This is a genomic window from Micromonospora sp. AKA38 (assembly GCF_027925725.1).
Taxonomy (GTDB): domain Bacteria; phylum Actinomycetota; class Actinomycetes; order Mycobacteriales; family Micromonosporaceae; genus Micromonospora.
This window is the reverse complement of the sequence record NZ_BNEI01000005.1, coordinates 2304498-2325773: the sequence shown is the minus strand read 5'-3', so window position 1 is coordinate 2325773 and position 21276 is coordinate 2304498. Positions and strand designations below refer to the sequence as shown.

19 protein-coding genes are annotated in these 21276 nt (G+C 72.9%); 4 read left to right on the top strand and 15 right to left on the bottom strand.

Features of this window, described 5'->3' with window-relative positions:
- From TPA0908_RS27095 to TPA0908_RS27085, 3 genes are all read right to left on the bottom strand, one after another.
- Positions 1-237: response regulator (locus TPA0908_RS27095; RefSeq protein ID WP_281942591.1), on the bottom strand; the 237-nt coding region annotated here is incomplete at its 3' end.
- Entirely contained in the window at positions 234-2186 is a 1953-nt protein-coding gene (locus TPA0908_RS27090; RefSeq protein ID WP_281939313.1) for a sensor histidine kinase, read from the bottom strand. The genes TPA0908_RS27095 and TPA0908_RS27090, both read right to left, overlap by 4 nt.
- Positions 2187-2286: 100 nt before the next feature.
- On the bottom strand, positions 2287-5436 hold the full coding sequence (locus tag TPA0908_RS27085; RefSeq protein WP_281942588.1) for a hypothetical protein: 3150 nt from the start codon (positions 5434-5436) through the stop codon (positions 2287-2289).
- 207 nt (positions 5437-5643) lie between these two features.
- On the opposite strand from TPA0908_RS27085, the gene TPA0908_RS27080 reads away from it, so the two are divergent.
- Genes TPA0908_RS27080 through TPA0908_RS27070 form a run of 3 tightly spaced genes read left to right on the top strand, consistent with a single transcriptional unit; the run spans position 5644 to position 8457 of the window.
- The gene (locus TPA0908_RS27080; RefSeq protein WP_281942586.1) at positions 5644-5805 is read left to right on the top strand and encodes a hypothetical protein; all 162 of its coding nucleotides are present in this window, start codon (positions 5644-5646) and stop codon (positions 5803-5805) included.
- Positions 5802-6854 carry a cupin-like domain-containing protein gene (locus tag TPA0908_RS27075; RefSeq protein ID WP_281942585.1) on the top strand — a complete coding sequence of 351 codons (1053 nt, stop codon included), beginning with the start codon at positions 5802-5804 and terminating at the stop codon, positions 6852-6854. The genes TPA0908_RS27080 and TPA0908_RS27075 overlap by 4 nt, the downstream gene beginning before the upstream one ends.
- Positions 6855-6912: 58 nt before the next feature.
- The gene (locus TPA0908_RS27070) at positions 6913-8457 is read left to right on the top strand and encodes an NAD(P)-binding domain-containing protein (RefSeq protein WP_281942583.1); all 1545 of its coding nucleotides are present in this window, start codon (positions 6913-6915) and stop codon (positions 8455-8457) included.
- Here the strand turns inward: TPA0908_RS27070 and TPA0908_RS27065 are convergent.
- From TPA0908_RS27065 to TPA0908_RS27050, 4 genes are all read right to left on the bottom strand, one after another.
- Positions 8441-9040: a nitroreductase family protein gene (locus TPA0908_RS27065; protein ID WP_281942720.1), complete on the bottom strand. Its 600-nt coding sequence runs from the start codon at positions 9038-9040 to the stop codon at positions 8441-8443. The genes TPA0908_RS27070 and TPA0908_RS27065 overlap by 17 nt on opposite strands.
- 119 nt (positions 9041-9159) lie before the next feature.
- Positions 9160-10284 (bottom strand): carboxylate-amine ligase, encoded by a 1125-nt coding sequence (locus TPA0908_RS27060; RefSeq protein ID WP_281942581.1) that lies wholly within the window; start codon positions 10282-10284, stop codon positions 9160-9162.
- A gap of 65 nt (positions 10285-10349) precedes the next feature.
- Positions 10350-11513 carry a M20 family metallopeptidase gene (locus TPA0908_RS27055; RefSeq protein WP_281942579.1) on the bottom strand — a complete coding sequence of 388 codons (1164 nt, stop codon included), beginning with the start codon at positions 11511-11513 and terminating at the stop codon, positions 10350-10352.
- Positions 11514-11606: 93 nt separating this feature from the next.
- Positions 11607-12185: a carboxymuconolactone decarboxylase family protein gene (locus tag TPA0908_RS27050; RefSeq protein WP_281942577.1), complete on the bottom strand. Its 579-nt coding sequence runs from the start codon at positions 12183-12185 to the stop codon at positions 11607-11609.
- 291 nt (positions 12186-12476) lie between these two features.
- On the opposite strand from TPA0908_RS27050, the gene TPA0908_RS27045 reads away from it, so the two are divergent.
- Positions 12477-13697, top strand: coding sequence for a cytochrome P450 (locus tag TPA0908_RS27045; RefSeq protein ID WP_281942575.1), 1221 nt, complete (start codon positions 12477-12479; stop codon positions 13695-13697).
- 149 nt (positions 13698-13846) lie between these two features.
- Here the strand turns inward: TPA0908_RS27045 and TPA0908_RS27040 are convergent, their stop codons facing one another.
- From TPA0908_RS27040 to TPA0908_RS27005, 8 genes are read right to left on the bottom strand one after another with little or no spacing between them, the layout of a single operon-like run.
- Positions 13847-14860 carry an aldo/keto reductase gene (locus TPA0908_RS27040; RefSeq protein ID WP_281942573.1) on the bottom strand — a complete coding sequence of 338 codons (1014 nt, stop codon included), beginning with the start codon at positions 14858-14860 and terminating at the stop codon, positions 13847-13849.
- Positions 14861-14864: 4 nt separating this feature from the next.
- Entirely contained in the window at positions 14865-15569 is a 705-nt protein-coding gene (locus TPA0908_RS27035) for an HAD family hydrolase (RefSeq protein WP_281942571.1), read from the bottom strand.
- 52 nt (positions 15570-15621) lie between these two features.
- The gene (locus tag TPA0908_RS27030) at positions 15622-16857 is read right to left on the bottom strand and encodes a beta-ketoacyl-[acyl-carrier-protein] synthase family protein (protein ID WP_281942568.1); all 1236 of its coding nucleotides are present in this window, start codon (positions 16855-16857) and stop codon (positions 15622-15624) included.
- Positions 16857-17096, bottom strand: coding sequence for an acyl carrier protein (locus tag TPA0908_RS27025; protein ID WP_281942566.1), 240 nt, complete (start codon positions 17094-17096; stop codon positions 16857-16859). The genes TPA0908_RS27030 and TPA0908_RS27025 overlap by 1 nt, the downstream gene beginning before the upstream one ends.
- A 13-nt stretch (positions 17097-17109) precedes the next feature.
- Complete coding sequence (locus tag TPA0908_RS27020; RefSeq protein ID WP_281942564.1) at positions 17110-18135, bottom strand: beta-ketoacyl-ACP synthase III; 1026 nt, start codon at positions 18133-18135, stop codon at positions 17110-17112.
- A complete protein-coding gene (locus TPA0908_RS27015) occupies positions 18135-19235 on the bottom strand; it encodes an AfsA-related hotdog domain-containing protein (protein WP_281942563.1) in 1101 nt (366 codons plus the stop codon). Before TPA0908_RS27015 ends, TPA0908_RS27020 begins: the two co-directional genes overlap by 1 nt.
- Positions 19232-20410 carry a hypothetical protein gene (locus TPA0908_RS27010; RefSeq protein ID WP_281942562.1) on the bottom strand — a complete coding sequence of 393 codons (1179 nt, stop codon included), beginning with the start codon at positions 20408-20410 and terminating at the stop codon, positions 19232-19234. Before TPA0908_RS27010 ends, TPA0908_RS27015 begins: the two co-directional genes overlap by 4 nt.
- Positions 20407-21270 (bottom strand): HIT family protein, encoded by an 864-nt coding sequence (locus TPA0908_RS27005; protein ID WP_281942561.1) that lies wholly within the window; start codon positions 21268-21270, stop codon positions 20407-20409. Before TPA0908_RS27005 ends, TPA0908_RS27010 begins: the two co-directional genes overlap by 4 nt.
- Positions 21271-21276: the final 6 nt, after the last annotated feature.

Sequence of the window (21276 nt, the reverse complement as noted above, 5' to 3'; positions counted from 1 at the left end):
CGCCGGGTGGTCACGGCGCAGCAGGCGGGTCGCCTCGATCCCGGAGCCCTGGCCGAGGTGCAGGTCCATCAGCACCACGTCGGGGCGTACCCGGGCGACGAGGGTGCGAGCGTCGGCGGCGTCGGCGGCCTCCCCGACGCACTCGATGCCGACCAGAGTGTCGAGCAACGCGCTCATGCCGAGTCGGAAGACCGGGTGGTCATCCACCACGACGACGCGGATCGGGTTGTCGCTCACGGCCGCTCCAGGGGGATCGTCAGGCAGACGGTGGTGCCGCGGGCCCCGGCCGGTCCCACGGTCAGGGTCGCACCCACCGCCTGTGCCCGCTCCCGCATGGCATGCAGGCCGACCCCGTGGTTGGTGGGCCCGGCCGGCACGCCCCGACCGTCGTCGGTGACGGTGACGCGTAACAGGTCGGGCAGCCGGTCCAGCGAAACGGTGCACCGGTCCACGCCGGCGTGCCGCTGTACGTTACGGATCGCTTCGGCGGTGACGCCGTAGGCGGCGGTGGCGATCAGCTCCGGCAGCGGGTCCAGGGCGGCCGGTCCGTGCACCACGACGTGGAGACCGGCCCGCGCGTACTGGTCACGGAGCAGGTCCAGGGCGGGGCCCAGGCCGCCGTCGGCGAGCACCGGGGGCAGCAGACCGTGTGCCAGTTCCCGGACCTCCGCCGCGCGTGCGGTCAGCTCGTCGGTCAACCGGTCCAGCAGGTCCTCCGCCCGGTCCGGGTCGCGGCGCAGCAGGTTGCGGGTGGCGGCCAGCCCCAACCCGATGCCGCTCAGCGCCGGGCCGAGGCCGTCGTGCAGGTCCCGGCGCAGGGAGCGGCGTTCCTCGTCGCGTACCTCCGCCAGCCGTTGCCGCGACCGGGCCAGGTCCCGGTTGGTGCCGGCGAGGTCCACCACGGCGGCGACCACCGGCGCGAGGACGGCGAGCGACTCACGGGTCCGGCCGTCGAGCAGCTCGCCGGGCCGGGGCCAGGCGTGCAGGTAGCCGACCAGTCGGTCGCCGCTGGTCAGCGGCACGGCGACCGGAGGGCCGTGGTCGTGGGGTGGGGGTGGTGGGCCGTGCTCGGTGATGCGTACCTCGGCCAGCCGCAGTGCGGCGGCGATCGTCGCGCCGATGTCGGTGGTGCTGCCGACGCTGTGCACCACCCGCTGTAGCAGCGGTTCGGGCGCCTCGCCGTGCACGAGCCGGTCGACCCGTCGTTGCACCGCCTGGCGGATCGGCTGGAAGGCCGCCGCGAGCGCGGCGGTCACGACGAGCTGCGGCAGCGGCAGCGCACGCGGCAGCAACCGGTCGAGCACGGCCACCGCGGCACAGTAGCCGGCGATCACCACGGCGGTCATCAGATACCAGACCAGGGTGCGGCGCACGGCCACCCGCAGCCCCCACAACTGCTGGCGTAGCACCACCACCGCCACCGCGGCGGGAAAGAACGCCTGCGAGGCGAGCATCAGCAGCGCGGGCACGGTCGACGGGACAACGGGTGGCAGGAGGGAGGCGGCGAAGCTGAGGGTGAGCAGCGCGCTGCCGGCGGTCGCCCAGCCGAGGCCGTGGCGCTGCGGTGCGGGACCCCGCCGCCACCGCCACGCCAACCCGGCGCAGGCCAGCAGGCCGAGACCGACAAGCGCCCACGACAGGACCGGCGCCAGCGGGCGCAGCAGCGCGGCCCGAACCTCGCGCAGCTCGGGCGGTAGCGGGAGCGCCCCCAGCGGCGGTGGCGCGGTGGCGAGCACGGCCGTCGTCAACGCCACGTAGCCGAGACCGGTGGCGGCGGCGAGTCGGTCGAGGCGGCCGAGTGGCCGGTCAGGCAGCAACCAGGGCATGACCACGACGAGTGCGTAGAGGCCGGGCACCCAGGCCACGTGGTGCAGGACGGCCAGCAGCGGTGGTCCGCCGACGGCGAGCTGCCACTGGGCGACGCACGCGGACAGCGCGCTGCCCAGCGCCGCCGCGCAGGCGATCACACCGGGCAGCCGGCTGCCGGTGCGCTGCCGGCTGAGGATCAACCAGGCCACCGCCCCGTAGACGAGGCCGTCGAGCAGGTCGACGAGGGAGTAGAGCCCGGTGGCGGTGAACGGGGGAGTCGCCACGGACCAGGCGGCGACCGCGCCGAGGCTGAGCAGGGCGGTGAGGGCGAGGACGGTCCACGCGGCCCACCGCCGCGTCCCGGGTGCGTTCGACATGTCGGGTCCACTGTGTCAGTCCGGTGCCGTCGGCGGGACCACCGAAACGGCGTGAGCCGGACGACGGGCCGGTCGTGGCGACCGGCCCGTCGTCCGGGGGTCAGCTCTGCGCGACGGCCTTGCCGCTGACCTTCAGCTGGTCGACCACGGTGGCGACGTCGGGCAACCGCTCCCGGTAGACGTTCGCGGCGAGACGCTGCGAGTACGTCTCGTAGACCGCCGCCAGCTCACCCGCCCGTTCGATGGCGACCGCGTGGATGCAGTTGCCCAGATATTCGTTGGGCGAGTTCGGGCTGTCCGCGCCCGAGCACGCCGTGTTGAAGATGGGCGCCTGCCCGACCCGGGGGTCGATCTCGGAGATCGACTCCGGGCACGGGTCACCCGGCATCGGCTGGGTACAGGGCGCGTAGTCGGCCTCGGCGATCTCGTACGCCCGACCGATGTGCGTGTCCGGCAGTTCCCGCCCGACCGGCGCGCCCGGGTGGCGGTAGCCGCTCGGCAGCAGGTTCCCGCCGAGCAGATAGCCGCTGAGCGAGGCGTCGGAGTCCAACGCCACCGGGAAGCCGAGCTTGGTGTACGCCTGAAGCAGCCGGAACGCCTCGGTGACCTTGTTGCCGGCCTTGCGGAGCTCCGAGGTCGGGTCGCCGAACCTCTGGTTGACCAACTGGTAGTAGCGCTTCTGCTTGCCCCACAACATCCGGTCGCCCAGCGTACGGGCGATGGTCAGCCGCTCCGGGTTGTCGGCCGAGCGCGCACCCGTCTCGAACGCCGGCAGGTGCACCGATTCGTCGTTGTAGGTCATGTAGTAGACCTCGTCGTAGCAGTAGCCGGTGGGCGGGTTGTCCCGGGTGCTCCACGAGCAGACGATGCCGGCGCTCTTGGTGTTGCGCCAGGTCCGCACGTCCATCCAGAAGCCGCCCTGGTTGACGCTCATCTGCGCGTGCACGGTCAACTGGAGGTCGGCCTTGGTGATCTCGGCGCGCGGCCCGGTGGTGGTCGTGTGGTTGACGAGCTCCGCGTCGTAACAGATCTGGAAGTGCGGCTCGAACTGCCTGTTCGTGCCGTGGCTGAGCAGCTGGAACGCGTTCGGCAGGTCGCCGAGGTTCACGTTGGCCGGGATGCGCACCCGAGGCAGCGGATGCGCCGGGTCGCAGCTCGACATCTTGGCGTCCGCGTTGTAGTTGTGCTCCTTGTCGGCGGCCCAGTACGAGCGGGTGTTGGTCAGCCGCGTCGGGGGCGCCTGGTCCGGGCCGTACCACGGGTTGTAGCCGCCGCCGGTGGCCTCGTCGCGCAGCTTGCGCAGCTCGGCGGACTGGGCGTTGACCGCGCTCTTGTAGTTCTCCACCAGGCCGGTGAACAACGCGTTGCGGTGCCCGTCCGCGGTGGGCCGGCTGAACCGGCTGCTGGCGTCCAGGATCTGCTGGCCGGAGCGGCCGATCCGGGCGGCGAAGGAGTCGTCGCCGATCATGTCGCCGGCCAGCGTCGGGTTCTCCAACGCCAGCGCGGTGAACGGCCGGGTCGACATCGTCCAAGCCCCGGCGTGCGGCGTCTTCACCGTGGCCGGATACCCCGGATCCCACCTCCGGGCCAGGTAGGACAGGTAGTCGATGGCCCCGTAGGGGGTCTTCTCGTCGAGCACCTTCACCGGCTCGATCGTGGACTGCGACCACTCGGCCGGCGTGAGGACGAAGGGCGCGCCCGCGGCCGTGGAGGTGGCGGCGGTGAACAGCTTGCCCTCCGTCTCGTCGTACTGGGCCACCGAGAGGGTACGTCCCGTGCGCGCCTTGTATCCGACGAAGGTGTTGATGACGTACTCGGCGTCGGCGAGCGCGTTCTTCTTCAGCGCCTCCTGCATCGAGAGGCTGAGCTGGTCGACCTTGGTCTCCAGGCCGTAGATCTGGTGCTTGATCGCCTCGATGTCGCGCATCACTACGCCGATGTCGTCGCGCATCTTCAGCAGGACCGACATGACGTCGTCGTAGATCGCCGAGAGCATCGCCTCCACCCGGTCGAACCGTTCGTGCATCTCGGCACGCAGCTCGCCGACCTGCTCGCGCAGCTTGCCGATCTCCTGCATCACCAGCTCGTGCTCGCTCGGGCCGGAACCCATGAAGATCGGCAGTAGCGTCATCACCGCGCCCAGCACGTTGCCCGTGAGCACCACCGTGCTCAGCGACCCGATGGCGTCGCTGAGGCTGAGCCCGGCCACCGTCGGCAGGTACTTGTTGATGGCGGTGGCGATGCCGACCGCGGCCTTGCCGATCGCCAGCACGTCCTTGCCGGCCTTCGCGTCGGCGAACCCGGCGAGTGTGGCCAGGATCGTCACCGCGGAGTCGGCGGCGTCGATCGCCACCTGCCGGTTGGCGGCCTCGGCCAGCGCGGCCGTGTAGTCCTGCGGCGTCGGCTTCGGGCCGGGACCGACCGGATACTTCAGGTCCGCGGCGGCCAGCTTGTCGATGATCTGCGAGTTCTGCGCGGCGACCTGGTCCAGCGCCCCGCTGAGCTGCGCGCGCAGCGCCGCCAGGTAGGCCTGCTCGTTGCCCAGGTGCTCCAGGATCGCCTCGGTGTTGACGAAGGAGGCGAGCAGCGGGTCGGCGAGCAGTTGCTCGGTGGTCGCGGTGGCGCGCACGTTGAGCTGCGCGCCGATCTCCCCGTCCCAGGCCGCCGCGAGGTCCGCGTCCTGGGCCGCCGCCCGGGTGAGCTGGCCCCACGCGCGTTCCTGCTGCGCGTAGAGCGCGTCCATCCACCGGTAGTTCTGGTAGGCGCTGGTCACCGCGTCCTCGACCTCGGCCGAGGCGGTGATCGTGCCGCCGACGGTGGCGTCCAGCAGCCCCTTGACCATCGGCGCGCCGATGCTGACCCCGGGGATGCCGGACAGCGCGTCGATCACCTTGATCATGGTGGCGTACGTGGTGCGGGCGGTGGTGTCGGAGATGCCCGCCGCGTTGACCGCCTGCCGCGTGGCGACCAGGTGCCGCACCACGTCGTCGCGGGACGAGCCGGGGTTGCGCTCCCGCCAGTCCAGCAGTTCGGCGGTGAGCACCAGGTTCTTCAGGCCCGCGACGCCGCCGTTGTGCGCTCGCAGGTAGGCGGCGAACACGCCGTCGTGGAACTTCGCCGCCTGGAAGTCGACCGGGTCCTCCGCCGCCACGGCCGGCGTCGGCGACATCACCACCACCGCCGCCACGACCGCGGCTACCAGCGCCCGCCACCGCCGTCGGCGGCGGGGAGCCCACACCATCACACCCACTGGGTTTCCTCCGGATCGCTCCGCGTCCGCCGGGGGTCGGTGGACGCGCAGCGCAGCCTGCGTCCGATGGTGTCCCGTCGGCCAGGTGTGGATGTCCCATCCGGGCGGGACGCGGGACCTCCACCGTCCGGTCAGGTGTCGTCGTCCCGGGTCGGCCGGGACCGGCGTCCCTGGTGGACGGGACGGCGCGGCGATTGACTACGCGGCATGACCGATACCACGCCGGACCACATCCCGGCCCACGTGAAGAACTCCTACGTCAACTGCTCCGAGTACACCCGGGCGCCCCGGCTCACCCCGCCGCCGACCGTGGCCGGCGCGGACGAGACCGTACCGCCGGCGCCGGTGCGTCTGGCGGTCGTCCGGTGACCGTGGCCGCCGCGCCGGGCCTGCTTCCCGCCTGGCGGGAGTGGCTCGCCGAGAACCTGGCGATGGGGGTCGCCGCCGGGCAGGCCCGGGCGGCGGCCGTCGCCGCGGGTGCGGATCCTGACGCCGTCGACGCGGAACTGGCGGCCCTGGAGGCGCACCCGTACTTCGCCGTCTGCCGACGGCTCGCGCTGCGTCACGACTGGATGGAGTCGGTGCTCGACACCTACCGGGTGCTGCGCGACGACGACGGCGGTCGTGAGCTGGAACGGCGCACCGACCTCACCGCGGCGGAGTTCTTCGGCCGCTACTACTACGCCAACCGTCCGGTCGTCCTCGACGGCCTGATGGCCGACTGGCCGGCGCGGAACTGGACGCTGGACGCGATGGCCCGCCGGTGCCCGGACGCGGTGGTCGAGGTGATGACCGGCCGGGAGGCCAACCCCGACCACGCCTGGCAGTACGACCGGCACCGCACCACCATGCCGTTCCGGGACTACCTGATGCTGCTGAGCTCCGGCACGCGCACCAACGACTACTACATGGTGCCCCGTAACGAGAACTGGAACGGCTCGCTGCGGGCGCTCGCCGAGGACGTGCGGCCACCGGGCCATCTCGTCGATCCCGCCGGCGGGGGACACCTGCTGCTCGGCCCCGCCGGCACGGTGACCCCGCTGCACGTCGACAACAGCACCGTGCTGCTCTGCCAGGTGCTCGGCCGCAAGCACGTCCGGCTGGTTCCGTCGTACCAGCGGCACCTGGTCTATCCGCGCGGCGGGACGTTCAGCGCGGTGGACGCGGCCCGGCCCGACCTGGACCGGCATCCCCGCTACGCCGAGGCCACCGTGCTGGAGACCATCCTCGAACCGGGCCAGATGCTGCTCATCCCCGTCGGCTGGTGGCACTGGGTGCACGCGCTCGACCTCAGCGCCACCGTCACGTTCCACCACTTCCGGGTTCCCGGCCAGAACCATCGGATGGCCACCCCGCCCGCGGCCCTTGCACCGACCGCGCCGACCGGTGAGGGCGACGCGGAACCCGTCCGGCATTGACACGCCTCGCTCCACATTCCATGGTCGATGGAATCACCTCTCCGTCGAAGGGCGCGGCATGGTCAGCAGCGAACACCGGTACGTGATCGTCGGGGCGGGGCCTGCCGGCCTGCAACTGAGCTACTACCTCCAGCGGCAGGGCGCCGACTACCTGACGCTGGAACGGGGTGACGCCCCCGGCGGGTTCTTCCGACGGTTCCCGCGGCACCGTCGCCTCATCTCCCTGAACAAGGTGCACACCGACAGCACCGACCCCGAGATCCGCCTGCGCTGGGACTGGAACTCGCTGCTCAACGACGCGCCGGACCTGCTCTTCCCGCGATTCAGCGAGGAGTACCTGCCGGCGGCCGACGACCTGGTGCGCTACCTCGCCGAGTTCCAGCGGGTGCACCAGCTCAACGTCCGCTACGGCACGACGGCCGAACGGATCACCCGGACCGGCGACGGCTTCACCGTGCGCACCGACCGGGGCGACGTGCGCGCGGGCTGCCTGATCGTGGCGACCGGCTGGGGCCGGCCGTTCGTGCCGGCGATCAAGGGGATCGAACATGCCGTCGGGTACGAGGACATGGTCGTCGATCCCACCGCGTACGACGGCCAACGCGTGCTGATCATCGGCAAGGGCAACTCCGCCTTCGAGACCGCGTCGGCGATCCTCGGCCGGGCCTCGATGGTGCACCTCGCCAGCCGGCAGCCGCTGCGACTGGCGTGGAACACCAAGCATCCGGGCGACGTCCGGGGCCAGTACGGCGCGATCCTGGACAGCTACCAGTTCAAGACGCTGCACTCGGTGCTGGACTGCACGATCGACGAGATCCGGCCCGTCGACGGGCGGTTCCGGGTGTCGATCACGTACACCCACGCCGAGGGGGAGACCGCCGAGCTGGACTACCACACCGTGCTCAGGTGCACCGGTTTCCGGATGGACACGTCGATGTTCGACGAGTCGTGCCGTCCCGAGATGGTGCGCGACGGTCGGATGCCCGGGTTGCGCCCGGACTGGCAGTCGCGCAACGTCGACGGCCTGTACTTCGCCGGCACCATCGCCCAGGACCGGGACGTCAAACACGCGTCCTCACCGTTCATCGACGGATTCCGGTACAACCTCCGGACGTTCACCCGGATGCTGCGGGAGCGGTACGACGACGTGCCGCTGCCGTACGCGACGACGCCGGCGGACGCCGCGTCGCTGACCAAGCTGATGCTCGACCGGGTCAACTGGTCCTCGGCGCTGTGGACGCAGTTCGAGTACCTCTGCGACGTCTTCGTCCGCGACGACGTGACCGGCGACTTCCACCACTACGAGGACCTGCCGGAGGACTACGCCGTCGAACGCTTCGGGACCGCCACGCACTGGTACACGCTCGCGCTGCGGTGGGGCCGCGACGACTACGGCGACGTCTTCGCCATCGACCGGCACCCGACACCCGACCGGGCCCGGGAGAGCGCCTTCATCCACCCGGTGATCCGCCGCTACCGCGGCGCCGAACTGCTCGCCGAGCAGCATCTGCTGGAGGACCTGCTGGCCGAGTGGCGACGCCCGGACCGGCACGTCGGGCCGTTGGTCGACTTCCTGACCGAGGACCTCACCGACAGACCATGACCTCGTCGAGCGGCTTGCGGGTCAGGTCGGGGACGCGGGCGTCCGGGGTGGGGTACCCGACGGGCATCACCACGTACGGACGCTCCTCCGGCGGACGCTCGCACACCTCGTTGAGGAACCGCATCGGGCTGGGCGTGTGGGTCAGGGTGGCCAGGCCGGCGTGGTGCAGCGCGGTGATCAGCACGCCGACCGCCATGCCGACGGACTCCTTGACGTAGTACGGCTTCGGGCTGTTCGGTCCCTGATGGACCTCGAACACGACGATGACGACCGGTGCGGTCTCCAGGAACGGCTTGCGCCAGTCGGTGCCGATCCCGGCGATCGCCGCCAGCCACTCCGGCGAGGCGCGGCGGTCGTAGAAGGCCCGCTCCTCGGCCTCGGCGGCCTCGCGCAGCCGGCGCTTGCGGACCGGATCCGTCAGGACGGCGAAGCGCCACGGCTGGACGTTGGCGCCACTGGGCGCGGTCGAGGCGGCCCGGATCGCGGCCTCGACCACCCCGGCGGGCACCGGGTCACCGGAGAAGTCGCGCACCGAGCGGCGCTGGGCCATCCGATCGGCGAACGCCTCCGCCTCGCGCACCATGTCCGCCGGCGGACGGCGACGGTGCCGGACGGGGACCGTGGGCAGCAGGCTCGTGTCGTTCACCTGGAACCTCCCTGATCAGGTGCGTCCAGCATGTCCCGGCGGTGGCCGCCGTGTCGTTACTCAGAGGTGCGCTCCTCGCGCTCGGGCGCGGTGTGCCTGGCGATCGTGTCGACCACGTCGGTCAGACGCCCGCGCGGCGCCCGGGCGTCCCGCTGGCGGGTCGCGCCGTCACCGCCGTGGGCGAGCCCGGCCAGCCAGCCCTCCACCCGCTCGCGGTCGCCCGCCTCGTCGAGCGCCGGCCGGGCGCGCTCCACCAGCCGCTCGGCGAGCGTCGCCGCCGGCAGGGGGCGGCCGGTGGCGACGTCGACGCCCTGGCCGCCCATCCCGTCCCGGGCGGCCCGCCAGTACGCCAGTCGCATCAGCTCGGGGGCCGGGCGTGGCCCTTCGTCGCCCCGGTCGACGGCCTTCCCGGCGACGACCGTCAACGCCCGCACCAGGGCGGCGAACGCCGCGGACTCGGGCGCGGTGAGCGGGACGTCGGCCACCCGCACCTCGATCGTGGGGTGCCTCGTCGACAGGCGGAGGTCCCAGAAGACGGTGCCGTGGTCGACGAGCGCGCCCGCTTCGAGCAGCGCGTCCACGTGGTCGTCGTACTGCTTCGCGGAGGTCAGGTACGGCGGTGGGCCGGCCACCGGCCAGCGCCCCCAGGTGATGGTGCGCCAACTCGCGTAGCCGGTGTCCCGCTCGGACCAGTAGGGCGAGTTGGCGGTGAGGGTGAGGAGCACCGGCAGGAGCGGGCGCAGGTGGTTGCCGATCAGCACGGCGCGGTCCCGGTCTGGTTGCTCCACGTGGACGTGCAGGGCGCAGATGGCCAGCTCGTCGTGCAGCCCCCGGAAGGTGGCGGTGCCCCGGTCCTGGCGGGGCCCCTCGGTGACGGGTGGCGGCACCGCGCGACCGAGCACCGGCGAGCCGCTGGCGATCACCCGCAGGCCCGCGGACCGGGCCGCGGACTGGATCGCGGCCCGTCCGTCGACGAGTTGCGCGTGCAGCACGTCGAGGCTCCGGCACGGGTCCGTCCGGGTCTCGACCTGCAACTTGGTGATCTCACCGTCGACCCGGGGGCCGAGGGCCGGGCGGGCGCGGTCGACGACGGTGGCCGCCTCCGGCACGACCCCGCGGTGCGCGGCGTCGACGACGAGGAACTCCTCCTCGACACCGAGCCGGGGTACGGAGGTTGGCACGCCCTGTTCCGAAGTCACCACGCCGCCGACCCCTCGCTGCCGGTCGTTCGCCGACGTAGAGCAGGTTACGGGATGTCGTCCTCCGGTGACGGCACGATTCGCTCCACGATGGACAGCGTGTCGACGAGGCCGGCCAGCAGCGCCGTCCGCTCGGGCATCCGGTCCAGGCAGACGTACTCGTCGTCGGCGTGCGCCCCGCCGCCGACCGCACCCAGGCCGTCGAGGGTCGGCACCCCGATCGCGGCGGTGAAGTTCCCGTCGGACGCGCCGTTGGCGTACGCGCCGTCGGGGCTCGGGACGCCGATCTGCCGGGCCACCGACCGGGCCAGTTCCAGCAGCGGGCGGGCGAGTTCCGGGGACATCGGATAGCGGTTGATCCCGCCCTGCACGTCCAGCGTCGCCTCGGGCAGGACCGGCGCGAGCCCGCGGATGGCGTGGTCCACGCGTTCGAGTTCGTGCCGGGTCCAGGCCCGCACGTCGACGGCGAGGCAGGCGGAGTCGGGCACCGTGTTCGTGGTGGTGCCGGCGGAGAGCAGCGTCGGCGTGACGGACGTGCCGTCGCTGTCCGCCGTGCCGATGCGGCCCAACGTGAGGACCTGGTGGGCGACCTCGACCGTGGCGTTGACCCCGCGCTGCGGTTCGACGCCGGCGTGGGCGGCCCGGCCGGAGACGGTGAGGCGGTAGACCGAGCCGCCCTTGCGGGCCACCTTCAGGTGCCCCTCGGGGGTGGCCGCCTCGCAGACCAGGACCGCACCCGAGCGCCGTGCCTCTCGCTCGATGAGCGGCCGGGACGTGCCGGAACCCGTCTCCTCGTCGCAGGTGAGCAGCACGCCCACCGCCGACGTGTCCTCGATCAGGCGCAGCGCCGTGAACATCTGCACGATGCCGGCCTTCATGTCCAACACGCCGGGGCCGGTCGCGACGTCCCCGTGGACGGTAAACGGCCGGGACCGGACGGTGCCGACCGGGAACACGGTGTCGAAGTGGCCGAGGAGCAGCACGCGCTGATCGACGGCCGGCCACAGCAGGTGCGGCAGGCCGTCGATCTCGACCCGCTGGGCGGGCCGGCCGAGGACCTGCTCGCCCCAGCGGGCGAGCAGGTCGGCACAGCAGGCGAGGTGGGGCAGCGAGCCCGGCGCCGATTCGCAGGAGACGAGCATGCCCAGCCGGTCGACCATGTCCGCCTGGTACTGCTCCGCGGCGCCGAGTAGCGAGCGTTTTCGGCCCATTGGTCCCTCCAACTGCGTGGTTGACGGGTTCGATATGATGCCCGCCTATTTCACCGTCGCAGGGGGACCGGATGTGGTCTTCCTCGTCCGTGCTTAGCTCGTCGGCGCGGTGGTCGACCGCAGCGGAGCGGACGATCCGTAGCCCACCTCGATGATCCGGCGGGCGGTCTCGGAGTAGGCGTCCGGCCCCTCGGGCGCGAAGGTGCCGAGGCCGTCGACGTAGCGGTTGTACATGCAGAACGCGGCCGCGATCAGGACGGTGTCGTGGATCTCCAGGTCGGTGGCGCCCTGGGCGCGGGCGTCGGCGACGAGTTCGGGGGTGACGTTGCGGCCACTGATCTGGACCGCGCCGGCGATCCTCAGCAGCGCCCGCAGTTTCGCCGAGATCGGCGCGCTGTCGAGGTCCGCGCGGACCTGGTCGACGAGGGTCATGCCGTCGTCGAGCTGCGCGGCGGCGAACGCCGAGTGCGACGCGCAGCAGAAATTGCACTCGTTGCGTCCCGAGACGTACGCGGCGATCAGTTCGCGTTCCCCGGCCGGGAGCGTGTGCGGGGCGCGCAGGAGCACCTCGGCCAGTTCGTTGAGCGGCTTCGCCGTCTCCGGGCGGTACCGCATGGGACCGGAGATGCCGGGGAACTGCTTCTCGTCGATCCCGAGATCGATGTGCGCCATGCTGTGCTGCCTCCAGTCGTGACCGTGGCGCCGGCCGGGTCATGCTCCTGCCGTCGCGGAGGCCCGGACCGGACGGCGTGTTCGGACGCCGCGCGCCCACCATCCCATATGGATGGCGGCCGCATTCCATGGATCGTGCTCTGTGTCGGGCCCGGACCGGGTCGCCCGCGCCGCGCCGCAGGCCCCGCAACGGTGGAGATGCGGACGAAAGGTGCCGACGGTGAGGCTGATCGAACAGGTGTACAGCGACGCGTCTTCCGGCTGCGGGGAGGCGGGCGAATGGAGCGGGGCATGAGCGAGGGCAGAGGAACCGACGTGACCGACATCTACGACTACCGGGCCGAGCGCGACGGCAGGTCACCGTTCCACCCGCCGGTCCGGTACCAGACGCTCCGCGACGAGAGCCCGGTCAGCCAGGTCACCATGTGGGACGGCAGCAAGGTCTGGTTCATCACGCGGCGCAACGACGTGCGTGCCGCGCTCGCGGACGAGCGCCTCAGCGCGGACAACCGCCGGCCGGGCTTCCCGCTGTTGAGCGCCGGGTCGGAGACGCTCACCGAGGACAACCCGACGTTCGCCCGGATGGATCCGCCGGAGCACACCCGGCAGCGGGCCATGGTCAACGCCGACTTCACGCAGCGCTCGTCGGCCCGGTGGCGGCCGCGGATCCAGCAGATCGTCGACCGGCTGGTGGACGACCTGCTGGCGAAGTCGCCGCCCGCCGACCTGGTCGCCGAACTGGCCGAGCCGCTGGCGGCGCAGGTGATGTGCCTGATCCTCGACATCCCGTACGAGAAGGACCTCTTCCTGCGGGTCGCCTCGACGTTCGCCGACCACTACGTCGGCCAGGACAAGCTCGACGGGGCCAGCGACGAGCTGACCGACGTCATCGTCGAGGTCCTCGAGGCCAAGGCCGCGAATCCCGGCGACGACCTGCTCAGCCGCCTCATCACCGAGCAGGAGGCGAACGGCGCGCTCACCCGCGCCGACATCATCGGCATGGCCCGCGTGCTGATCGTCGCCGGGTACGAGCCGGCGGTGCACGGCGTCTCCCTCGGCCTGGCCGCGCTGTTCTTCAACCCGGACCAGTTGGCGTTGCTGCGCGAGGACCCGAGCCTGATCGCGGGCGGCCTGGGCGAGCTGCTCCGCTACAGCACCAACTTCCACACCGGGCTGCCCCGGATCGCGGTCGGCGACACCCGGATCGGGGGGCAGGAGATCAAGACCGGCGAGGCGGTGCTGGTCTACCTGCCGACGGCGAACTTCGATCCGCAGTGGTACGACGACCCGGACTCGCTCGACATGCGCCGGACCCACGCCGGCAACGTGTCGTTCGGGCACGGACTGCACCGATGCCTCGGGCAGCACGTGGTCAAGATCCAGATGGAGGCGGTCATCGAGACGCTGCTGCGCCGGATTCCGGACCTGCGGCTGGCCGTGCCGCTCGACCAGCTTCCCTTCCAGCGTGAGGCGGCCGTCTACGGCGTGTCGAAGCTGCCCGTGACCTGGTGATTCCCGGCCGCCGGCCACAGCGCCCGGCGGCGCGGAGCCCGTCCGGCGTGACCGCGCCGCCGGCCGGATCCACCCCACCGCACCCGTCAGCGCCGACGGGTGCGGTGGCGGTGGCAGGCCGCCCGACGGGTCGGGGAGCCGGCACAGGGTCAGTCCCGGCGGACCGCCGACATGGTCAGCCCGGCGTCCCGGGAACCGGCCACCCGGGCGGCGATCGGCTCCAGTTCGGCCAGTTCCGCCCCGGTGAGCACGAGACCGGCCGCGGCCACGTTCTCCGCGAGCCGGGCCGGGCTCCGGGTGCCGGGGATCGGCACCACCGGCAGGCCGTGCACGGCCGCCCGCTGGTGCACCCAGGCCAACGCGACCTGTGCCGGCGTGACGGAGCGGGCGGCGGCGATCCGGTGGACCGGGCTGAGCAGCGCGGCGTTGTGCCGGGCCCGGTCACCGGTGAAGCGCGGCATGTGCCGACGGGAGTCGTCCGGGGCGAGCCGGTCGACGCCGGTGACGGCGCCGGTCAGGAAGCCGCGGCCCAACGGCGCGTACGGCACCAGCGCCACGCCGAGTTCCGCCGCCGTCGGGACGACTGTCGTCTCCACGTCCCGGGAGAAGATCGACCATTCCGACTGCACGGCGGCGATCGGGTGCACCGCGTGCGCGGCCCGCAGCTGTGCCCCGGTGACCTCGGAGAGCCCCAGGTGCCGGACCTTGCCCCGGTCGACCAGCTCGGCCAGGGCGCCGACGGTCTCCTCGACCGGCGTCGCCGGGGCGACCCGGTGCACGTGGTAGAGGTCGATGACGTCGACACCGAGACGGCGCAGGCTCGCCTCCACGGCGCGGCGGAGGTACCCGGGCGTGTTGTCGATGCGCCGGTGCCGGGGATCGTCCACGCTGCGGACCAGGCCGAACTTGGTGGCGATGACGACCCGGTCCCGGTTGGCCCGGACGAACGGCCCGAGCAGCTCCTCGTTCCGGCCGTACCCGTACGCGTCGGCGGTGTCGAAGAGCGTCACCCCGAGCTCCAGCGCCCGGTCGAGGGTCCGCCGCGACTCCTCGACGTCGCTCGGGCCGTAGAACTCGCTCATGCCCATGCAACCGAGTCCCTGCGCGCCGACCGGTGGGCCGGCGGCGCCCAGGGCGACCGGCCGCAGCGTCCGTTCCGTCATCGGGTCATCGGCCCGACCAGTGCGTGCCGGCGGCGAGTTCCTGGTCGACGGTGCGGAGCAGGTCGACGTCGATCTTCCGGATGTCGTCGACCAGGTGTCGCACCCCGGTGGCCACCATCTCCTCCCGCTGGAAGTTGTGCGGCATGCTGGCCGGTACGCCGATGAAGCCGGCGCCCAGCGCCCTGGTGACCTCGGCCACCCGGTTGATGTCGTCGACGAAGACGACCTCGTCGAACTCGTAGCCGAAGATGTCCCGGACGATCTCCTTGGTGCCGGGCCGGACGTCGTTGACGTCGACGTACGGGATCTCCGCGTCGAAGTAGCCGGCGAGGTGGCCGAGGTACCTGTCGAACGTGTACTCGCGGTTCCGGCCGCCGTAGCACACCACGCGCACGTCGACCTCCCGCAGCGTGGCGAGCAGTTCCTCGGCGCCCTCGGTCACCTCGACCGGGTGCGTCCTCAGGTACTCCTCCCGGTGCGCGAAGAACGCCGCGATGGTCTCCTTCGCCGTCCAGGGGAGTTTGCAGGCCAGGGCCATGTTCTGGCCGGCGGCCAGTTGCGGCGAACCCCAGACGTGCCGTTCGACGTGGGCGGTGTACGCCCCGCCGTGCATGGTCACGAAGCTCTCGATCACCGGGCTGTAGGTGTCGTTCAGCACCACTCCGTCGCTGTCGAGCGCGACGAGGCGGATCTTGTCCAGTTTGCTCACTTCTTCTCCAGACGGTCGGTCCGATGGGTCGGTCGGTGCGGTCGGGCGGCGGTCACGCCGCGGTCAGCACGAGTGCGGCGTTGTGCCCGCCGAAGCCCAGCGACGTGCTCACCGCCACGTCGATCCGGGCCGGTCGCGGCGCGCCGCTGACCACGTCGATGTCGAGTTCCGGGTCCAGCCGGCCGAGGTTCGCGGTGGGCGGCACGCTGCCGTGTTCGATGGCGAGCGCGGTGTACCCGGCCTCGATCGCGCCGGCCGCCGCCAGGGTGTGTCCGGTCACCCCCTTGGTGGAGGTCACCAGCGGCCGGTCACCGAGCACCCGGTGCAGCATCCGACCCTCGGTGACGTCGTTGAGGGGGGTCGAGGTGCCGTGGGCGTTGACGTGGTCGACGTCGGTGGGGTCGAGCCCCGCGTCGGCCAGCGCGGCCCGCAACGCCTGCTCGATCCCGCGTCCCCGCGGATCCGGCGCGGTGGCGTGGTAGGCGTCGGTCGCGGCGCCGTAGCCGCGCACCACCGCCCGGGTCCGGGCGGCCCGGGCCCGGGCGTCCTCGATCCGTTCCAGGACGAGCACGCCCGCGCCCTCCGCGACCACGAACCCGTCCCGGTCGGCGTCGAACGGCCGGGACGCCTCGGCCGGCGCGTCCGCCCGCCGCGACAGCGCGCCCATCCGGCCGAGCCCGGCGACGACCAGCGGGGTCAGTGCCGACTCGGCGCCGCCGGCGAGCACGATGTCGCAGGCCCCGGCGCGGAGCAGGTCCCGCGCCACGCCGACCGCCGTCGTCCCCGACGCGCAGGCGGTGGCGGTGACCAGGCTGGGACCGCGGGCGTCCAGGTCCAGCGCGACGTACCCGGCGGCCATGTTGACCATGTACATCGGAATCAGGAACGGGGACACCTTTCGCGGCCCGCCCCCGGTCAGCGCGGTGTGCTGCCGTTCCAGGGCGCCGGCCCCGCCGAGCGAGTTGCCGAGGACCACGCCGACCCGGGCGCCGTCCCAACCGCCGGGCTGCCAGCCGGCGTCCTCGGCGGCGGCCCGGGCGGCCACGATCGCCAACTGCGCGAACCGTTCCAGTTGCCAGGACGCGAAGCCGCCGAGCGCGGCCTCCGGCTCGAATCCGGGCACCCGGCAGCTCAGGGCGGTCGGCGTGCCACGGAGGGTGTCGTCGGCCCGCGCGCAGCTCAGACCCGAGCGGATCCGCTCCCAGTTCGCCGCCACGCCGATCCCGGCCGGCGTCACCAGGCCGAGCCCGGTGACCGCCACGCCGAAGCCGTCGGGGTGCTCGGCCATCAGGCGACCGCCTGTTTGGTCTCGACCAGCCGCGCCGCGTCCCGGATGGTCATCTCGTTGGTGAGTTCGCCGTCGTCGATGGCGATGTCGAACACGCCGTCGAGCAACAGCCCGAGTTCCACGATCACCAGCGAGTCGATGTCGAGTGACTCGAACGTCATGTCCGGCTCGATGCCGTCCGGCACCAGCTTCAACTGGGTCGCCAGAACGTCGATGATCCGGTCTTCGATTGCCTTCATCCGTGTGCTCCCGCTAGCTGTGGTCAGTTCCGTGAGGTGCTACCGCCCGGCACTCCGGCCAGACGAGCGCCACCGACCCCCAGGTGAGCCCGCCCCCGAAGCTGGCGAGCACCACCCGGTGCCCGGGGCGTACCGCGCCGGCCGCGACACCGTCGGCCAGGGCCAGGGGGATGGACGCGGCCACCGTGTTGCCCACCCGGTCGATGTTGGTGACGAAGCGGTCGACCGACCGCCCGAGCCGGGTGGCGACGGCGGCGATGATCCGCAGGTTGGCCTGGTGCAGCACGAACCGGTCGACGTCGGCCGTCGCCCAGCCGCCGAGTGCGGTGGTCCGTCCGATCGAGGCCGACATGTGGCGGACCGCCTCGGCGAAGGCCGCCCGCCCCTGCATCTCGAAGTAGGTGTCCTCCGGCTTGACCGGCAGCCCGGTGGACCGTTGGCGCGATCCCCCCGCGCGTACCTCGATGAGGTCGCTGCGGCTGCCGTCGCTGCCCAGGCTCAACCCGTGCAGGGCGCCCGGCTCGTCGGCGGCGCCGCTGCGCAGCAGCACCGCGCCCGCCCCGTCCCCGAAGACGGCCCGGGTCGTCCGGTCGTCCGGGTCGAGGATGGTGGAGAACGTGTCCGCGCCGATGACCAGCACACTCGACGCGGTGCCGGCGGCGATCAGGCCCGCCCCGGTCGCCAGGGCGTAGACGAACCCCGCGCAGACCGCCGCGACGTCGAACGCCGGTACGCCGCCCAGGCCGAGTCGACTGGCCACCTCGGGTGCGGTCGCCGGGCAGGGCCGGTCCGGTGTGCTGGTCGCGACCACGACCACGTCGGCGCCGGCGGCGCCGGCGGACTCCAGGGCCCGGCGGCCCGCCTCGACCGCGAGGTCGCTGGTGGCCTCGCCCGGCGCGATGACGTGGCGTTGCCGGACGCCGGTGCGGGTGACGATCCAGTCCTCGTCGACGCCCAGGCGCGCCGCGAGATCCCCGTTGGTGACGACCCTCGGGGGCACCCAGGCGCCCAGCCCGGCGACCACCGCCGCTCGCCCCATCAGGCCACCCGCTCCCGGTCCGTCGTCGAGGTGCCGTCGGCGTCGGGCGCCACGGTGAGACCCATCCGCGCGATCTCGGCGCCGCCCTGGTGGAACGTCACGTCGACCGGTCGGGGTGCCCCGCCGGCCCGGTCCGGTTCCGCCGCCGGCCCGGCCGCGTCCGCCGCGTCCGCCGGTACCGCGGTCAGCGTCACCGGCTGGTCGAGTTCCGCGTAGGCCGCGAACGACGCGGCCATCCGGGACATCACGGTGCGGTCCGGCGCGTCGCCGCCCCAGTGCGCCGTGGCCAGCGTGGCCACCTGCCGCGCGGCCTCCAGGAGCACCATCCCCGGCACGTGGTCGTGGTCGTGGTCGAAGAAGCTGATGTTCTCCACCGGCACCCGCAGGCCGGCGGTGACCGCCCGCTCGGCGGTCCGCACGTCGAGCAGCACGGTGTCGGTGGCGCGGCGACGACCGACGCGGTCCGGCGCCGTCAGCCCGCCGACGACGGCCGCCGGGCCCAGCCGGGACGACGTCGGCGGCGGGCCGCCGCGCCCCCGGGACCGGACCACCGTGTACGCCTCCGGGGCCAGGTAGCCGACCGCCAGGCGCACCACGCCGATCCGGTGACCGGCGACCCGGAGGGTGAACTCGTAGTCCAACCCCCGCACCCGGCCCCCCACCCGACGGGGGACACCGGTGGTCACCGTCATCCGCAGCTCGGTCGGGCCGGACGTCGCGTCCCGGACCACCGCCGCGAACCCGGGCCGGAACAGCTCGGCGGACCAGCCCCGCAGCACGAAGGCCGCGCGCGGCTCGACGTCGAAGAGCACGTGGGCGGCGTACGTCTCGGCCTGCCGGCAGCACTCGACGAGCAGCAGCGGATCGAGCCGCCGGTTGGCCGCCCCGGTGTGTCCGGTGTAGTGCGGGTGGCCGGCCGGCAGCAGCGCGGCGGCGACGAAACCGTGCGGGCCGACCGGTCGGACGTCGGTCAGGAACACCTCGGTCAGGTTCCGCCGGTGCACCACGGACCGGTCGACGGCACGCGCGAAGTCCAGCGACTCCGCGGCGGCCAGCAGCTCCCGCTCGCCGGTGGCGGTCGCCCCGGCGGTCCCGGTCACCGCGCACCGCCCACGGTCGCCCGGGTGCGGACCGGGCCGGTCACCACGTCCAGCAGCGCGCCCACCGGCACGGTGGGTTGCCGGCTCATCAGCATGGTGGCCACCCGGTACGGGTCCGCGTAGCCGCGCCGGGCGACCAGCGTGCCCCACAGCTCGGCCGGGAACCGCTCCCCGGCGTCGTGGTCGTCCGCACCGGCGTGGACGTCGAGCAGTCGCCGCGCGCGTCGGATCCACCGGCTGAGTTGGTGCGCCGAGTAGCTCTCCCGGGCGGTGCGCCCGAGGCCGGCGATCAGGTACAGCCGCAGGCCGAGCCGGAACGCGTCGACGCCGTGGTCGTCGACGAACCGGTCGGCGATGGCGTCCAGGGTGTACCCCTGCCAGCCGCCGAAACGGGTGGATGTGCTGACGCCGTCGATCGGCACCCGGGGCACCTCGAACCGGACCACCCGGGCGCCGAGCGCGGTGAGGACGTGGCCCACCGTCTGGTAGTCGGCGCGCAACTGCTCGTCGTGGGCCAGCACCACCAGGTCGTGGTCGGCCAGCAGCGGCACCAGCTCCCGGAGCAGATAGAGCAGGTAGTTGGGTTGTCCGTCCGCGCCGAGGACGACCCGCAGCGGGTGGCCCGCCGCTGTCGCGTCCAGGTACACCGGAGCGCCCACCGGACGGCCGTCGATGCAGAGGTTCCGGCGGACGAGCAGGTCCAGCAGGTCCGCCTCGGCCATCAGCTCGGGCCCGTGCCGGCCGAGGTCCGGGTCGAACATCCCCAGCAGCTCGTAGTGGCCCCGCCAGATGTCCAGGAGCCGGGCGCTGGCCGGGTGGAGCCAACCGGCCTCGGCACGGCGTACCGTCGGTTCGATCGCGGCGAACGGCAGCCGGGGGGTCCGGTGGTACGCGACGTACAGCTCGCCGATCTCGACCTCGTCCAGTCCGGCGTACGCCGTCCCGGGGTGGTGCCGGTCGAGGTGGTCCCAGAATCCGGCCACCTGCTGGCTGCCCGCGTACGCCCCGTGCTGGTAGGCGACGGTCACGTCGGCGAGGACCGCGCTGACCCGGACGATCACGTCCAGGGAGAGCAGGTACTTCAGGTGGGTCGGCGTCAACGGCTTGGTGGGGCTGACCGTGACCGGCGCCAGCAGGATCCGCGATCCGGCGCCGGGCGGGATCGGGTGGGTCATCGGGCCGCCGCCGACTCCGCCAGCGCCTTCCGGAGGCGGCCGACCACCTCCTCGGCCTCCACCGGCGTGCAGTAGCCGGGGTCCGCGATGAAGGTACGCCCGGCCACGCCGCCGACGGTGCGGGGCACCAGCCACAGGTGGAAGTGTTCGGTGCCCTCCATGCAGGAGAAGATGTGGATCCGCGGCGCCCCGGTCACCTCCTTGAGCGGGCCGGTGAACCGCCGGACCAGCGTGCCGATGCCGGCCGCCTCCTCGTCGGTGAAGTCGGCGTAGTCGAGGAAGTGCCGGTGGGACTCGATGAGCAGGGTGCCGACCGGCCAGTACGGCGTGGGCCCGTGGCCCACCCGCCAGATGCCGTCGTCGACGAGGTGCCCGCCGGGCGGCACCGGGAAGCCGGCCCAGGCGGGCACCGGCAGGCCGGCGTACTTGGCGCAGACGAGGCACTGGCGCTCCTGGGGCGTGCGCCCGCTGAGCAGCCGGGTGAACGGGTCGCGGACCCGGGCCAGCGGCTCCAGCTGGGCGTGCCGGCTGTACCAGGCGTCGAGTTCGGCGGCGGTCGCGGCCGGATCGGTGAGGTGCGGGGTCGCGGCGTCGGCCCAGCGTTCCCGGGCCTGCTCGTCGGTCAGGCCGCTCAGGTCGGCCACGTCCCGCCAGGATCCGCCGGTGTCGCGCAGGTAGCCGACGATCGCGTCGTGCAACTCCGGGACCTCGGTGCCGAGCAGGCTCCACAGCCTCGGGGCCAGCGGCTCCTCCCCGTCGGGGGCGGCGACCGCCAGGCGCAGCGCCTCGGACAGGGCCTGCAACCGCGCGGACAACGCCAGGCGGGACAGGTCGGCCGCGGTGAAGTCCGGTGTGTCCATGTGGGT